Below are 17543 nucleotides of genomic sequence, written 5' to 3' on the forward strand. Positions count from 1 at the left end.
CATCGGCGCATCGTCACCGACATGCGCCACCGACGACCAGATCGTCGTCTCAGTCGGCCCGTACATGTTCCACAGATCGACGCCAGCAGCACGCAGACGCACCGCCAGTTCGCGAGGCAATGCTTCACCGCCGCACAGGCCTTTGAGCGAAACACGTTGTGCACCGGCTGGCCAGCCCGAATCCAGCAGCATGCGCCACGTCGCAGGCGTCGACTGCATCGCTGTCGCCGAATGTTTCTCCAGCAGCCCAGCCAGCAGGCGGGCGTCACGCGCTTCATCGCGCGAGGCCACCACCACCTTCGCGCCCACGATCAGCGGCAGGAACAGCTCCAGCGCCGCGATATCGAACGACAGCGAGGTCACCGCCACCAGCGTGTCATCCGCCCCCAGACCCGGTTCGCGCGCCACGCCGTGCAGGAAATTCGTCAGCGCGGCGTGACGCACCATCGTGCCTTTAGGCTTGCCCGTCGAACCCGATGTATAGATCACGTAGGCCAGCTGCTCACCGCTTACGGCTACAGCAGGATTCCCAGCCGACTCAGCAGACACGTCCAGTGCATCCGCCTCGAGCACGCGGGTGTGATCTCCCACCGGCAACGCGTGCGCCACCGCGCGCTGCGTCAGCAGCAAGGGCGCACGGCAATCGTCGAGCATATAGCCGAGACGCGCGGCCGGATACGAGGGATCGAGCGGCACATATGCCCCACCCGCCTTCAGCACAGCAAGCAGCGCCACCAGCATATCCACTGAACGCTCCAGCGCCACCGCGACCATCACATCGGCGCATACGCCTTCGCGCATCAGGCGCTGCGCGAGGCGGTTCGCCCGCGTGTTGAGCGCCGCGTAATCCAGTGCTTCATCGCCACAGACCAGCGCAATCGCAACCGGCGTCGCGGCTGCCTGACGTTCGATCAGTTCGTGCACGGCGGCTGCATCGGCGAACGAATCGGCAGTGCATCCCACGTGTTGCTGCAGCACGGATGAGTCGTCATCCAGCAACGTCAGTTCACCCACAAATCTCGCACCGCACAAACCGTTCAATAGGATGCCGAACTGCTTCAGCAACTGCGCCACCCCTGCCGCATCGATACCGTCTTGCGCGAAACTGCACCGCGCGCGCAGCACACCGTCGATCTGCGCGACCGTCAGCGTCAACGGATAATGCGTCTGCTCGTGGCTCGACACATCGAGGACCTGCAAGCCGCCAGGCGCCGCCGCCTTCAACGCGGCATCGACTGGATAGTTTTCGAACACGATCAGGCTGTCGAACAACGCCTCGCCGCCCGCGCCGGCCCAACGCTGAATCTCGTTGAGCGGTGTGTGTTCATGCTCACGCGACGCAAGCGCTTGTGCCTGCATCGCGCGCAACCAGTCGCCGACACGCATGCCGGCGCGCGGCGACGCGATCACCGGCAACGTATTGATAAACAAGCCGAGCAACTGTTGCGCGCCGGGCAGATCGTCGGGACGGCCCGCGACCGTCGCGCCAAATGCAACCGTGTCCTGCGACGTATAACGCTGCAACAGCAACGCCCATGCAGCCTGCACCAGCGTGTTGACCGTCACGCGTTCCTGTCGCGCGAAGCCGCTCAGCCGCTCGCTGGCCGCGCCATCCAGGTCCAGATGCGCCTCGACGTAGCCGGTGTTTTTTGTCGTAGCAGCATCGTCTGCCTCAGCCGCCGCCGCTGCATTGCCGCGTAACGCAGGCGCGAGCCGCGTCGGCGTATCGAACCCGGCAAGCTGATCGCGCCAGTACGTTTCACTGGCGCCCGGATCGCGTTTCAGCAGCCATTCGACGTAGTCGCGATACCGTCCGCCACGCGCCGCCAGCGGCTCGCCGCCATAGTGACGCAACACGTCGCCGATCAGTTGCGATGCGCTCCAGCCGTCGAGCAGCACGTGATGCACGGTCCAGATCAGGTGATAGCGCGTGTCGCCGGTTCGCACCAGCGCCAGCCGCTGCAACGGCGCACGCGTGACGTCGAAGCCCTTCGCGAGTTCGGCTTGCGCGAGTGCATCGAGTTCCACCGGTATCGAAGCGCCATCACGCGACGCACGCTCGCGCCAGTCCAGTTCGTCGAGCGGCAACGACGCGCTCTTCGCGACCCATTGCAATAGCGCATGGCGATGCTGGAGAAAACCGGTGCGCAGGATATCGTGACGCTCGATCACCGCGCGCCACGCAGCGCGGAAACGATGCGCGTCGAGCCCGTCGAGATCGACACGCAGTTGATTGCGATACGCGCTGTCGTCAGGCGTCAGCCACGTGTGGAACAGCATGCCGGCCTGCATTGGCGGCAACGGATAAAGGTCCTGCAACTCGCGCACGGCAACCGGCAGCGTGGCGGTCAAGGCATCGAGTTCCCGCTGGGTCAGGCGCGCCAGCGGAAAATCGGAGGGCGTCACGCCGCTTGCACCGGTCGCATCGCTCGCGCAATGGTCGATCAATCCGACCAACTCCGCGCGAAAACCCTCCACGACCCGCGCGATCGCCGCCTGATTGAAACGCACGCTGCTCCATGCGAGCGTCAGGTGCAACTCGCCATCGAAAACCTGTCCCGCGATCGACAGCGGATACGTCAGCCGCGCGTGCGGATCGTTGGTCGTCCCGGCCGATTCTGTCGCGGCCCGCCAACCCGCATGGGTATCCAGCTGACCGTCGATCTGTCCGAGGTAGTTGAACAGCGTGTCCGAATGCGCTTGCACGTCGGGCAGCATGCCATATCCAAGACCGCGATCCGGCACATTCCGCAGCGCTTCCTTGACGCGCTTCAGCGCCGCCCCGGGCTCGCCGCCGGCATCGAGCACAACCGGATGAACGCTCGTAAACCACCCCACCGTCCGGCTGAGATCGACGTCGTCGAACAGATCCTCGCGGCCATGCCCTTCGAGATCGATCCGGATTGCCGGGTTGCCCGTCCACGCGCACAGCGCGCGTCCGAGCGCGGTCAGCAACAGGTCGTTGACCTGGGTGCGATACGCAGCAGGTGCGACTTGCAGCAACCGTTGTGTGAGTCCGCGATCGAGCCGGAGTTCGGTGCTGCGCAACAGCGCGCGGGTTTCGCGGGTTTGCGCAGCACCGCGCAGAGAGTTTTCATCGCAAGGCAAGCTCGCCGACGTTGCCAGTTGCGTGCGCCAGTAAGCGCGTTGCGCCTGCACCGCGCTGGACGCCCCATAGATCGTCAAACGACGCGACCACGCCCGATACGACGTTCCGTTGGACGGCAAACGCAGGTTATCGGACGCGCGTTCGCCGGCCAGTTGCGCGAAGGCACGCTGCAAATCGTCGAGCAGGATACGCCACGAGACGCCGTCGATCACCAGGTGATGGACCGTCAGCAAGACGCGGCTCGTGCCGTCCGCAACGTCGATCAGCAGCACGCGCAGCAGCGCTCCACGTTCGATATCGAGGCTGAGCTGTGCCTCGTTGCAGAGCGCTTCGATCTGCTCGCGCGTATCGGCGCGGCGCGTCCACAGTAAGGGCTGCGCATCGCTGACAACAGCACCCGGCTCTTGATGCCAGTTGCCGTGCGCGTCGCGTGTGAAGCGCGAACGCAACGCGTCATGATGCGCAAGCACGGCGCGCAGCGCGTCGTGCAAGCGCGTGGCGTCGATCGGCATGTCGCTCGACAACAGCACCGACTGGTTCCAGTGATTACGATTCGGAATGTCGCTAGCGAAGAACTCACGCTGGATCGGCAGCAATCCGATCGCCGCGTGGGCCTGTGTTTCGTCGTCCGCGAAGCCGGCATCCGCATCGGACGCCGGGCTCAACCCCTGGTTCAACCTGACGGCCACCGCCGCCAGTTCCGCAACCGTCTGCCGCTCGAACAGCTGGCGCGGCGTGATTTTCCAGCCTGCTTCACGCGCTCGCGCGACGATCTGCAAACTGAGGATCGAGTCTCCACCCAGTTCGAAAAAGTTGTGATGGCGGCCAATGTCGTCGATCCCGAGCATCTCGCGCCACGCGGCCGCGAGCGCCATTTCCGCGTCGCCCTGTGGCGCGGCATACGCTTCGCGGTCGAATTGCGGCACCGGCAAGGCACGGCGATCGACCTTGCCGTTCGGATTGATCGGCAACGCGTCCATCACGACCAGCGCGCCCGGCACCATGTAATCCGGCAATTCGGCCAGCAGCGCCGCACGCAAAGTCGCCACGTCGAGCGTAATCGTGGCCCCCGCTGCTCCCGCCTCGGCTCGTGCGCTCACGTAACCGACCAGCCGCGCGCCGCCCGGCCCCTCCTGCGCAACGACCACCGCTTCGCGCACACCAGGCTGCGTCAACAAGGCCGATTCGACTTCGCCCAACTCGATCCGGAAGCCGCGAATCTTGACCTGATGATCGAGCCGCCCCTGATATTCGAGTTCGCCGTCCGCGCCCCAGCAGACCAGATCGCCGGTGCGGTAGAGGCGCGCGCCGTCCTGACTGAACGGGTCGGGCACGAAACGCTCGGCGGTCAGCGCGGCGCGTCCCATATAGCCGCGCGCCATCCCGTGGCCGCCGATATACAACTCGCCGTGCAGGCGGTCGGCGAGCAGGTTCATGTCAGGATCGAGCACGTAGACGCTGCGCTCGCCAACTGGCCGGCCGATCGGCGCGTAGGCGCTGTCGAACACGCTATCGGCGTGGGCGATCCATGCGGTCGGCGTGATCACCGTTTCGGCGGGACCATAGGCGTTGACGATGCGCTGCGGACGCAAGCTGCGCCGTACAGCGTCGAAACCGCTCTTCTGCCAGCCTTCGCCGCCTGAAATACAGGTCTTGATCGAAACACTGTCGACACCGGCCGTGGACGGCAACAGATCGACATAGGCGGGCGGCAGATGCAGGATCGTCACGCGTTTGTCGCGCGCTTCAGCGAGCAGGCGCTCAGGCGGCCAGTCACCCATATCCCGGATCACGATGGCCGCGCCGTTGACGAGCGGTGTCAGCCATTGCTCCGCGGCGGCGTCGAAACTGATCGAGAAAAATTGCAGCTCGCGGTCGCCGGGCTGCACGTCGTAGCGCCGCGCGATCGCTTGCAGATGCATCGACAGCGGACCGTGCGCGACGCCGACGCCCTTCGGGCGCCCCGTCGATCCCGACGTATAGACGACGTAAGCCAGTGTGCCGTCGAATACGCGCACATCCGGGTCATGCGACGGTTCGGTATCGAACGCCGCGCTGTCGAGATCGATCAGGCGCATGCCCTCACGCGATGGCAAACCGCCGTGCAAATGACTTTGTGTCAGCAGCAACGAGATGCCGCTGTCGTCCAGCATGTAGGCGAGCCGGTCGTTCGGATAGGCGGGATCGAGCGGCACATAGGCGGCGCCCGCTTTCAGCACGGCCAGCAGCCCGACGATCAGTTCGACTGAGCGCTCGGCGGCAACCCCCACCCGCATTTCCGGCTTGACGCCGAGTGCGATCAAACGATGCGCCACGCGATTCGCGCGCGCGTTCAGTTCGCCATAGCTGAGCGTGAGGTCGCCGAACAGCAGCGCGGGTTCACCAGGCGCCTGCGCGGCGCGTTGCGCGATGGACACGTGCGCAGGCGGCGTGCATGGATAGCGCTCCTCAGTACGGCCGCGCGCCAGCAGACTCGCGCGTTGCGCGCCGTCGAGGATATCGAGCGCGCCGAGCGGCGCATCGGCCTGTTTGAGCAACGCGTCAAGCGCGATCTCATACTGCGCGGCGAAGCGCGCGATCGTCGCGGCGTCGAACAGATCGACGTCGTACACAAAGCGCGCCTCGAGCCGTTGCGCGTTGAAGCCGACGTGCAGCGTCAGATCGAATTTGGCGTCGTCGGCAGGCAGATCGACGACGTTCACGCGCATGTCGCCAAGTTTCAGCGTGGACGGTTTGGCCGTGTCCTGGTAGCCAAACGTCACCTGAAACAGGGGATGCCGATTGACGCTGCGTTCGACGCCGAGCGCTTCGAGCAAACGCTCGAACGGCAAGCCGGGATGATTCAGCGCGCCGACCGATTCCGCCTGAATCCGGCGCAGCCAGTCGCGCACCGGAAGCTGCGCGTCGGGCCGCGCACGATAGATCTGCAGATCGACAAAGAAGCCGATCAGGTTGTCGACATCAGGCCAATGCCGGCCCGCGCCGGGCACGCCAACCAGGAATTCGTCCTGCTGGCTGACACGCGCGAGTACCAGTTGGAACGCGGCCAGACAGAACACGAACGGCGTGATGCGTTCGCGGGCACAGAACGCCGCGATGCGCGCGGCGACGTCCGCATCCGCATGCACCGTGTGCGCCGCGCCGCGAAAACGCAGCACGTCGGGGCGAAAACGATCGGTGGGCAGATTCAGCACCGGCAAGCGGGTGCCAAGCGCGGCGCGCCAGTAGTCGAGATCGGCACGCGCGGCGTCGCTGCGCAGATACTGCGCTTCGCGGCGCGCGTGATCGGCGTACTGGATCGGCAAGACGGGCCAGCGTGGCGCCGGGTGCGCCGCGCCATGCGGGGAGATTCCGGCCGCTTCGTAGGCGGCGGCCAGATCGCGCGCCCAGATTGCGTTCGACCAGCCGTCCGACACCAGATGATGCAGCGCGACCACCAGCAGATGCCGCGCCTCATCCGCCGAATGCACGCGGACGCGCAGCAACGAGCCGTCGAGATCGAACGGCTTGCGTGCTTCGCTTTCAAGCAAACCTTGATGCCATCCCTCCCCCTTGAGCAGACCGGACGCATCGCGGCGCCGATGCGCAATGGAGAAATCCACTGCGTCCAGCACCTTCTGACACGTCACGCCATCGTGCTCGACGAAGCGCGTGCGAAGAATCTCGTGACGGCCGATCACTCTCTCGAACGCACGCGTCAGACGCGCGAGATCGAGTGGTCCGTCGAGATCGAAACCGTGCACGATGTTGTAAGCCGTACTCCACGGCTCGTAGCGTTGCATGAACCACAAGCGCTGCTGCGCGGCCGATAACGGCGCCGGAAGAGTGTCGGCAGGTGCCGTACGCTGCGTCGATCCGAAGGACAGATCCGCTGCCAGCAGATCGATCAGGTCCTGGTCGTCGTTGCTCAAGTGCTCGCTCATGGCTGTGTATCTCGTGGATGATGCAGACAGATCAAATCGCTTACACGTTCACGTTCGAATCAGGAAAGCCCGGCACGGCAGCGGTGCCCGCTTCCCTTCAGATCGCCGCGCGTGCCGCGGCGGGATGCGCGCCGCGCCCCTTACGATGCGAGATCGAAGCGGCACGGCGCGCGGTCGTTACATTTGCATCCGCAGCTTGAACAGCAGTTGGCGCGGGTTGCCCCAGAAGGAGCTGCCCGTCGACGAAATCGAATCGTAGTAGTGCCGATCGAACAGGTTCGTCACGCTCACCGATGCGGTCAGGTTCTTGTTGATGTCGTATGCGGCGCGCAGATCGAAGGTCGCGAACGTGCCCTGACGAACCGTGCCGACGCCGTCGGTGGCGGAAATGCCGCTCGACACGTACGCGCCGCCGCCCACCGAGAACTTGTTCAGATTGCCCGGCAGCTTGTAGTTGGTCCACAACTTGAACAGATGCTTCGGCGCGACGCTCTGGAACGCGAAGCCGTCGACGTTCGTGCTGGCGTCGAGAAACTGTGCATTCGTGTACGTATAGCCGCCGAACACGCTCCAGTTCGACGTCAGCTGGCCGGTCGCCGTCAACTCGACACCGCGCGATCGCGCCTTGCCCGCCGCGATCACGAAACCTTGACCTGGGTAGCGCGGATCGTCGAGCGCGCGATTCTTCTCGGTCAACTGGAACAGCGCGATATTCGTGTTCAGCTGACCGCCGAAATACTCGCCCTTCAAACCGATTTCGTACTGATCGCCCTCGAGCGGCTGCAGCAGGTTGCCGCTCACGTCGGTGCCGGTCTGCGGAATGAAAATGCCGGTGTAGCTGACATACGCCGAGTAAGTGCGGTTGATGTCATAGATCAGGCCGGCATACGGCGTGACACGGCCCGAAATATGGTGATGCTGGGTCGAATCGCCCCAGTAGTTGGCCGCCGGGTTCGGCGCAAAACCGTAGTCCCACCACGTCGCGCGCGCGCCGAGCACCAGCGTCAACGGGTCGGCGAGGCTAATGCGCGTATTGGCGTACAGGCCGTACTGGCTCGTCGATTTGGTTTCATCCGACACCGGGCCGTCAAAAGCCGGTTCGGGAATCGAAGAGAAGATACTCCCCGTGCTCTGACAGAAAACGTTGCCGCCCGAGCAATAGAAGTTGCGGGTCCGAAGGCTCTCGTGGAGATAGCTGCCGCCAACCGTCAGCTGATGGGTGCGGCCGAGCAGCTGGAACGGCCCGCTCACCGACAGATCGACCGATTCCTGCTGGTCGTCCTGCGCCCATTTGGTAGCGCCGATCGTGCCGTTGTTGGTGACCGGATCGATCGGACCGGACACGTTGCCGTTCAGGATCGACGAGCGGTTCTCGAGATAATTGAACGCGAGCTTGGTGCTCCAGCCGCCGCCCAGTTTCTGCGTCAGCGTAGCGAACGCGGTGGTGATGTCGTAGGTATTGTCGTTCCACGGCGCGCCGAGATAGGTCGAGCGCGGCAGGTTCAGGAACGTGTAGTTAGAGTAGGTCGGCGTGCCGGTCCACATCGCCTTCTGATCGGTCTCGGAGTAGCTCGCGCCGATCTGCAACTTCGTCTGCGGCGTCAGATCCGCTTCGAGCGTGCCGTAGATGTTCTTGCTGCGGCGCCACGTCGAATCCTGGGTCAGATCCTGACGATCCGCCTCGGCGACAAAGCGGCCGCGCAAGGTGCCCGCTGAGTTGATCGGGCCGCCGACATCCACCATGCCGCCGACTTCGTTATACGTGCCGCCGTACAGTTCGGCGTTCATCGAAAACGTGCTCGGTGCCTGCTTGCGCACCAGATTCAGTGAGCCGCCCGGGCTGCCGAAACCGTTCATCAGGCCGTCCGGGCCGCGCAGTACTTCGACGCGATCGAACATCGCGAGATTCGGGGCAATCGATGCAAGATTCTGATTGCTGGCCACGCCGTCGAGCAGCCACGTGTCGATCGGAAAACCGCGCGCGTAATAGTTGGTGCGCTCTGAATCCGCGTAAACAACGCTAACGCCGGGTGTCGCGCGCATCGCATCGGTCAGCGTGGTCATGTTCTGCTGCTGAATCTGCTCTTGCGGAATCACCGTCACTGTCTGCGGGATTTCGCGCTGCGTGAGCGGAATCTTCGAGCCGATCGTCGTGGGGGGATTGACCGCGTTGGCGGCGGCGGTGCCCGCCGCGTTATCGCTTACCGTGATCGCGGGCAGCGTGCTACCGGTGTTGCCAGCGTCGGTCGTGGTATTGGCTGGAACGTTCTGTTGCGCAACGAGGTACGCATCGCCGGTTTTCACGGCCTGCAAGCCGGATGCACCGAGAAGCTGTTGCAATGCCTGCGGCGCCGCGAGCCGGCCATGCACGGCAGGCGCTGTCTTGCCCGCCACCAGTTCGCTCGAATAGGACAGCTTCAGGCCGGTCTGGCTCGCGAGTTGTTTCAGTGCCTGATCGAGTGGCTGCGCGGGCGAATCGATCAGCTGCGGCGCGTCGCTTTTTGCATGCGCCGCCATCGCAAACGCCAGCCCGGCAATCAGCGCGCCTGCGCTCAGCGCCCGGCGCCCCGCCGATCGACCGGTTGTCGCCACCCGGTGTCGTCCTTCTCCCATTCCCCGCTTCCCCTTGGTCTCTGCTCTCATGCCCGTTCCAAACGCTGGTAGTTTTTTAAGAAACGGCGAAGGCCCGCATGACGCTCAATCTGCCGACTGAGGTACGCCGCCGAACGCCCACTTGAATGATAATGATTCTTATTACATGTACAAATCGTGAATACTAAACGGAATCATTCCTATTACGCAACTCATTACGCAAGCTTTTGGGCCCACCTGAGCCCGTATCACGGCCTCACCGGCTTCATCACCCCACCGGCTGCTCGCGTAAGCGCATCTGCTCGCGCGCACGCTCCTCGATCCGCGCGCGCTCGGCTGGATCCATTGCGTCGAGCTTCAGACGCAATCTCGCCGTCCGCTCAAGCACTTCCGGCGTGCCGTGCAGCGCCGCCAGCGATTGCGCCAGTTCGGCGACGTTCGGATGTTCGAAGATGAGCCCGGGCAACACGTCGATACGCAGCAGATCGCGAACTCGCGAGGCCAACCGGATCACGAGCAGCGAATCGCCACCGAGTTCGAACAGGCTGTCGTGAATGCCGACGCTGTCGCGCTCCAGCAACATGGCAAGGTTGTGTGCAAGCAGTGTTTCGAGGGCGGTGCGCGGCGCCGTTTCTGTTACTGCGCCGGAATTGCCGTTGAATGCGCGGCCGGGTTCGGCCAGCGCCTGCCGATCGATCTTGCCGTTCGGCAGACGCGGCATCGCAACCATGACGGCGACGCGCGCCGGCACCATCGGCTCCGGCAAGCGTTCGCCCAGCGCGGCGCGGATTGCCGTTTCGGTGAGCGCGGGGTCGTCGCACGTGACGAAGGCGGCCAGATAGCGATGCGCGTCGTTGCCGAACGCGCGCACCACCGCCTGACCGACACCCGGTACGGCGCGCAGCGCCGCTTCGATTTCGGCAAGCTCGATGCGAAAGCCGCGCAGTTTGATCTGATCGTCCGCGCGGCCCACCAGCTGGATACCGCCACCGGGCAGATAGCGCGCCATGTCGCCACTGCGGTACAGGCGCTCGCCGGGCCGGAAGGGATCGTCGATAAAGGCGCTGCTCGCGGCGCCATGACCCGGCGCGTCCAGATAGCCGCGACACACCTGGGCGCCGCCGATAAACACCTCGCCGAGCACACCCACCGGCGCAAGCCGCTGCGCCGCGTCGAGCACGTAGACATGGCAATTCGGCAGCGGTGTGGTGAGCGCAAGCGTGTCCGCCGATGCGTGCCCGAGCGCGCTGTCCTCATCGGTCCGCGCGCCGAATTCATGAACCAGCACGCCGATCGTCGTCTCCGTCGGCCCGTAGTGATTGAAAATCCGGCACGCCGGATCGATGGCGCGCACCTTGTCGGCAAGGCGCCGCGGCACCGGCTCGCCACCAAGAATCAGCGTGCGTGGCACGACGGCGCCGCGCGTATCCAGCAATGCGTCGAGATGCGACGGTGTGATCTTCACGCAATCGATCGACTGGTCGCGCAGGAAGCGCGAGAACGCGGCCGCGTCGTGCGTATCGTGTGCGTTCGCAACGACGAGGCATGCACCGTTGTAAAGCGCGCCGAACAAGGCCGTATTGCCAAGATCGGCGGCGACGGTCGAGGTCAGCGCGAAGCGGCGCGCGCGCGAGAGACCGAGCGTTGCGCTCACACCCGCCACATAGTTCAGCAATTGCCGGTGTTCGATCACGACGCCCTTCGGCAGGCCGGTCGAGCCTGATGTGAACAGGACGTACGCCGCGTCAGCAGGTTCCGGCTTGTGAGGCCCGGCCGCAGTCGCGTTTACGGTGGATGAAGACGAGGCGATCTCGAACGATTCGATATCCAGCACGGCATACGATGCGCTCGCCAGATCGTCGGGGCTCAGCAATGCGTAATCGTCACGCAGGCACAGCACGAGTGACGGCTTCGCCTGCGCCACAATCGCACGGCGCCTCGCTGCGGGCCACGCTGGATCGAGCGGCAAATACGGCGCGCCTGCCTGCATCGCCGCCAGCAGTGCAACGACTTGCGCGGCACAACGCGGCATCGCGAGGACAATGGGCGTGCCGCGCGGCGCACCCATTGCCGCGAGTTGCGATGCGAGTCGCGTGACGTGTGCGTGCAGTTCGCTGTAGCTCAGCGCCGCCTCGCCGGCGGCCAGCGCGGGCGCGTCAGGCGTGCGCGTCGCCCAGTGCGCGATCCGCTCGCTGACGGTCGATGCAAATTGAGCGGGCGTGCCGCTCACATCGAGCGACGCACCGCGCCAGTCGAGCAAGGCGCGTTCCGATGCCGCGTTCGTCAACGGCAGATCGGCGATTCGATCCTTGCGCTGCGCCGCCAGCGAAGGCAACGCGGTCAGCACATTCACATATTGATCGAGCAGCACGGCCATTGCATCGTGCGGATAAACCTCGTGCGCGTAATGCAAGGCGACGCGGACGATCCGGCCGTCGGCGTCGATATCGGCCTGCAGGCCCAGCTCGCAGTCCGGCAACGGCCCATTCAGCGCATCGATTTCCGCCGACAACGGCGATCCCCCCGCACCGTCGATCGCAACCGTCACAGCCGGATCCGCCTGAACGAAGATCATGCGTTTGGCCGCCGCCGTCAGCAGTGTGGGATGCGACGAAGCGTATTCCTGCCACCGTCGATGCGTCGCGAGCGTCGTGTGCAACGCCCGCGCAACCTCGATGAAACTGTCCTCCGGCGCGCAGCGCAGCAGAACCGGCAGCACTTGCTGATACGCGCCGATCCCCGCTCGCAGCATGTCGTAATCGCGACGGCAATCGTGTTGCCAGCCGCCGTCCCACGCCGGCACGCCGCTCACTCGCGCGAGCACGACCCACCATGCCGCCTGGGCAATGACGTCTGCCGAAAGCTCGTGATCGCGCGTGAATACATCGTAAAGCGCGTCACGGGTGCTCACGTCGAGTTCGACCGCAAGCGGGGGCACTGCACGCTTTCGCGCGCCTTCGGCAGCCGCTCGCCGGCGATACGGCAAACCCGCCGCGCCTTGCGTTTGCGCAGCGACGTCCTCGGCATATGCGCGCCAATACCCGGCGGCGGCGGGCGCGTCGTCATCGCGGCTCAACTCGTCGCGCCATTCGACGAATTGCGTGTACTGCACGGGTTCGTCGTCCGCTTCCGGGACATCGCGCGACGCATAGGCGTCGACGGTTGCACGCAACAACGCGGCAAGACTCGCATCGTCCGCCGCCGCACGAGAGGCAATCAGCACGAGACGCGCCGTACCGGCATCGGCGCGCAACAACACCGCACGCAACGGATGCGCGTCTTCACGGCACAACGCCGGCGCATCGAGCGCAGGCGAGATGCCCGCGATGAAATCGCGCTCGGCATCAGCGAGCGTCGCGGGCGTGCACTCGACGCGTTCGATCGAAGGCACGGCCAATGCATACGGAAACTGTCTCGGTTGCACATAACCCGGCACGTGCCGGAACGCGGTCTGCGTGATCTCGTGACGCGCGCAGACACGTGCAAAGGCGTCGTCGAGTCGTGCATCGTCAAACGGGCCATGCAAGGTCGCGCCCAACACCGCAGGCGCATCGCGCTCGCCATCGGCGCCCGCGGCCGCGGCCGCGCCGCGCACCGTCAGCACCAATCGTTGCGCGGGCGACAGCGCCACGCCATCCGAATCCATCTGTTCTGCAAAATCGTTCATCGTCTCAGCCTGCCATTCACGGATAAATTTCGTCTGCATTCGCAGCGGGTACTGAAGCCGCCGCGAGTGCATCGCGCTCGACCATCGCACCCATCGCGACCACGATCTTGCGGGGCTCTTCGTACGGATCACGCGCGTGTGCGACCAGCATGTTGTCGAGCATGACGACATCCCCCGCGCGCCATTCGAAGCGCACCGCGCACGCTTCATAGGCTTCGCCGATGATCGCAAGGTCCGCTTCGTCAATCGGCGTTCCGTCGCCGTAGCAAACGTTGCGCGGCAACCGGTCCGGGCCGGCCATCTTCAGCAGATCGGCGCGAATGTCGGCGCGCAGGAAGTACGGATGGTGCAGTTGCACCTGATTGAAGAACGCCAGTTCGCCCGTCACCGGATGCGTGATGACGCCCGGACAGATCGTGCGCGTTTGCAATCCGTCATTCGGCAGCCAGCGGAACGCAATGCCCGCCGCACGCAAACGCGCTTCGACGTCGGCACGTATCTCGGTGCCGAAAAAGTCCTGCCACGCGACGTCGAGCCGGTCCGTGAAGGTGCGGATATACATCAGGTGCTTCTCGCGGAACGCATTCACGATCGACGCCGGCAAGCGCCGCAGCATCTCGCGGCAATCGACGATCGGCGTTGCTCCGCCCACTTTCGACGGCAGTTCGCAATAGAACCACTGCTTGCGCGGCCAGCGCTCCAGGTGCGAGCTTTCGTTGTGGAACAGGATCATTTCGCGCTCGGGATACGGCGTCGAACGGTACGTATTGCGGCCGCCCTCCTTCTTGGGCAGATCGCCGTAACCACCGTATAGCCCCGGCGACATCGCTTCCGCGAACGCCTCGAAGTCCGCCACGGAGTTCAGGTTGAAACCGCGGAACAGGATCGTGCCGTGACGCGCAAGCGTCGCGTCGATGAACGCGCGATGCTGCCGCGCCCACGCGTGCGGATCGACGTCGGAGGTCCAGGGCTCGCAGACGGCCGGCAGCGCTTGTCCTGCTTGCAGCGTGCTCACGCGTGCAGGCGGGCGCGTGGTGTCGGCGGCGCTCTCAACATTTGTCGTGGCGTTTGTCGCGGCGTTTTCCGCAAGCGGCGCACGTGGTCCGCGAGAGGCGATTTTTTTCAGCTTCGCGAGCTTGTCCTGTTGCGCGGACTGGGCCGACTGCGCGGCGAGCGCGGTGTGAGCGGCCTGCGCCGGGCCGTTGGCATCGGCGGAGCGCGGCGGAATATTCGCGTGAATCTCGGTTTGCGTCACGATGTTCTCCAGAAGACTGAGCCATTCGACACTCCAGCGCTGGATTGTCGACGGCCTGAAAAGCGCGGTGCTGAACACCCATTCCGCACGCCACGTGCTTTCGTGCGGTTCGATGAACAGCGCCGTATCGAACTTCGAGTACAGGGTCGGGCGTTCGACCATCTCGCTGGTAATGCCTGGCAAGTCCAGCGTTGTCGCCGGTGTGTTCTGCAGTACGAATAACGCCTGAATCAAGGGATTGCGACGCCGGTCGCGCATGGCGTTCACCGTGTCGACGATCTGATCGAGCGGCAATTGCGCGTGTTCGAGCGCGCTGACGGCCGACACGCTGGTCTTTGCAAGCCACCTGCCGATGTCGAGCGATGCATCGCCTACGTCGCCGGTATCGCTTGCTTCGATTCGCGAGCGCAGCGGCACGACGTTGACGAAGAAACCGATCAGCGCTTCCAGCTCGACCCGTTCGCGGCCCGCGACATCGGTGCCGACCAGCACATCGCGGCTCCCCGTCAGACGATGCAACAGCAATTGATAGCTCGCCAGCAACACGACGAACGGCGTCACGCGATAGCGTTGCGCGGCGTCGTGAACCTTGCGCGCCAATGCGGGATCGAGCGTGCAATGGAGTGAATCGCCTGCTTGCGACACGGTCGTCGGGCGCGGGAAATCAAGCGGCAGATCGAGCACATGCGATGCGCCATCGAGTCGTTCTCGCCAGAACGCGCGCAAACCATCGGTGCGAAGGCCGTCGAGTTGCTGCCGATGCCATGCGGCGTAGTCCACGTATTGCACGTCGAGCGGCGCGGGCAGCGCGTCGTTCACGCCGCTTTGCGCGGCACGATAGAACCGGCTGAATTCGTCGACCAGCACGCCCATCGACCAGCCATCGCAGATCAAGTGATGCAGCGACAACATCAGTCGATGACGTTGCGGCGCGAGCTGGATGAGCGTCGCTCGCATCAGCGGACCGCGCGTCACGTCGAACGGACTGTCGACGCGGGTTTTTGCGAGTTCGTCCAGCGCGGCGCGTTGCGCATCGTCGTCGAGCGCGGACAAATCGCGGCTGACGAAATCCGCCACCTGGTATGCCGCTATCGACACATAAGGTTGGCCGTCGCGATCCGGGTAGCTGGCCCGCAGCGTTTCGTGACGCGCGGTAAGCATCGCGAACGCCGTCTGCACGTGGGCCGCGGACAATGCTCCGTCGAGCTTCACCGTCGCGGTGACGTTGTAGGATGCGGCGTCGTGTGTCGCGAGCCGCGCTGCGATCCACAAGCGGCGTTGCGCGGGCGACAGCGGCAGCGCACCCGTGCGTGGGAGTTTTTCGATCGGCGAGGCGTACGCGGACACCTTGCCCGACACGCCTCCGATGTGCGGTGCGAGTGCCGCAAGGGTCGGGTTCGTGAACAACGCGCGCAACGCGAACGCGTTGTCGAGCGTCGCACGGATGCGTGCGCTGACCTGCATCGCGATGATCGAGTCGCCACCCAGTTCGAAGAAGTTCGCGTGACGGCCGACCTGCTCCACACCCAGCACCTCCTGCCAGATTGCGGCAAGCGTGGTTTCAACCGCGCCCTCCGGCGCTTCGTTCTGCGCTACCTGGTTCGCAGTTGTGCTCTGCTCAGGCGCGGGTAGCGCCTTGCGATCTACCTTACCGTTCGGACTCAGCGGCAGTGTATCGAGCACGATGACCGTAGACGGAACCATGTGCTCGGGTAACGCTTGCGCAAGCGCCTCGCGCAACGCCGTCGTATCGAACGTGGTGTTCGCATCCGCACTCACATAGCCGACCAGACGCTTGCCACCAGCACCTTCGTGAGCCACAACGACCGCTTCGCGCACATTGGCCTGCGCGAGAAGCTGTGCCTCGATCTCTCCGAGTTCGATCCGGAAACCGCGTATCTTGACCTGATGGTCGATCCGGCCCAGATACTCCAGTGCGCCATCCGCCCGCCAGCGGGCCAGATCACCCGTGCGGTAAAGACGCGCGCCCTCGGTCGAGAACGGGTCCGGCACGAAGCGCTCCGCCGTCAGCGCGGACCGGTTCAGGTAACCGCGCGCCAGCCCCGCTCCGCCCAGATACAGTTCACCTGCCACACCCACCGGCGTCATGTTCAGTGACGCGTCCAGCACCACCGTCTGCACGTTCGCGATCGGACGCCCGATCGGCGTGACCGTATCGTCCGCCTGGCAGGTCCAGTGCGTGACGTCGATGGCCGCTTCCGTCGGGCCGTACAGGTTGTAAAGCGCAGCTGCCGGCAGCGCGGCCAGAGCCCGGTCCTTCAACTCCGTGGACAACGCCTCGCCACTGCAGATCACACGCCTGAGGCCGGTGCACTGCTGCGCACCTTCGTAAGCAATGAACGCCTGCAGCATCGACGGCACGAAATGCAGTGTCGTCACCGCATGACGTCCGATCAGTTCAACCAGCTTCTGCGGATCGCGATGATCGTCCGGCGCGGCCACTGCCAGACGCGCGCCTGTCATCAGCGGCCAGAAGAACTCCCAGACCGAGACGTCGAAGCTGAATGGGGTTTTCTGCAGTACGGTGTCTGTAGCATCCAGCGCGTACGCCTGCTGCATCCACACCAGACGGTTGTACAGCGCGCTATGGCGGTTCGCCGCGCCCTTCGGCTGGCCTGTCGAGCCCGACGTGTAGATCACGTAGGCCAGGTTTTCGCCTCGCAGTTCAACGTCCGGGTTGTGCGACGGTTCGCCGGCCAGGTCGAGTGCGTCCAGTTCGAGCACCTCGATCGCATCCGACAGCGGCAGCGCATCGTGCACCCTACGCTGCGTCAGCAGCAGGGAAATCCCGCTGTCTGCCATCATGTACGCGAGTCGCGCTGCCGGATACGACGGATCGAACGGCACATAGGCGCCACCCGCTTTCATGATCGCGAGCAGCCCCACCACCATCTCCACCGAGCGCTCGACCGCAATCCCAACGCGCACATCCGGACCCACACCCTGTGCCGACAACCGGTGCGCCAGACGATTCGC

General features: G+C 64.7%; 4 protein-coding genes. All 4 read right to left on the reverse strand.

Going from position 1 to position 17543, the window contains the following annotated elements:
- A partial coding sequence (locus BCY88_RS35330; protein WP_120348729.1) for a non-ribosomal peptide synthetase occupies positions 1-7032 on the reverse strand: 7032 nt, incomplete at its 3' end.
- Between the two features lie 177 nt (positions 7033-7209).
- Entirely contained in the window at positions 7210-9645 is a 2436-nt protein-coding gene (locus tag BCY88_RS35335) for a TonB-dependent siderophore receptor (protein WP_183081526.1), read from the reverse strand.
- 247 nt (positions 9646-9892) lie between these two features.
- Positions 9893-13291 (reverse strand): non-ribosomal peptide synthetase, encoded by a 3399-nt coding sequence (locus BCY88_RS35340; RefSeq protein ID WP_183081527.1) that lies wholly within the window; start codon positions 13289-13291, stop codon positions 9893-9895.
- Positions 13292-13307: 16 nt separating this feature from the next.
- Positions 13308-17543 (reverse strand): non-ribosomal peptide synthetase (locus BCY88_RS35345; RefSeq protein WP_147408601.1); only part of this gene is annotated, 4236 nt, incomplete at its 5' end.

The organism is Paraburkholderia fungorum (assembly GCF_003610895.1).
Lineage (GTDB): Bacteria > Pseudomonadota > Gammaproteobacteria > Burkholderiales > Burkholderiaceae > Paraburkholderia > Paraburkholderia fungorum_B.

Bases quoted from the DNA above. Each gene is read 5' to 3' on its own strand.
- BCY88_RS35340 (WP_183081527.1), bottom strand. From the start codon at position 13,291: ATGAACGATTTTGCAGAACAGATGGATTCGGATGGCGTGGCGCTGTCG.
- BCY88_RS35335 (WP_183081526.1), bottom strand. From the start codon at position 9,645: ATGGGAGAAGGACGACACCGGGTGGCGACAACCGGTCGATCGGCGGGG.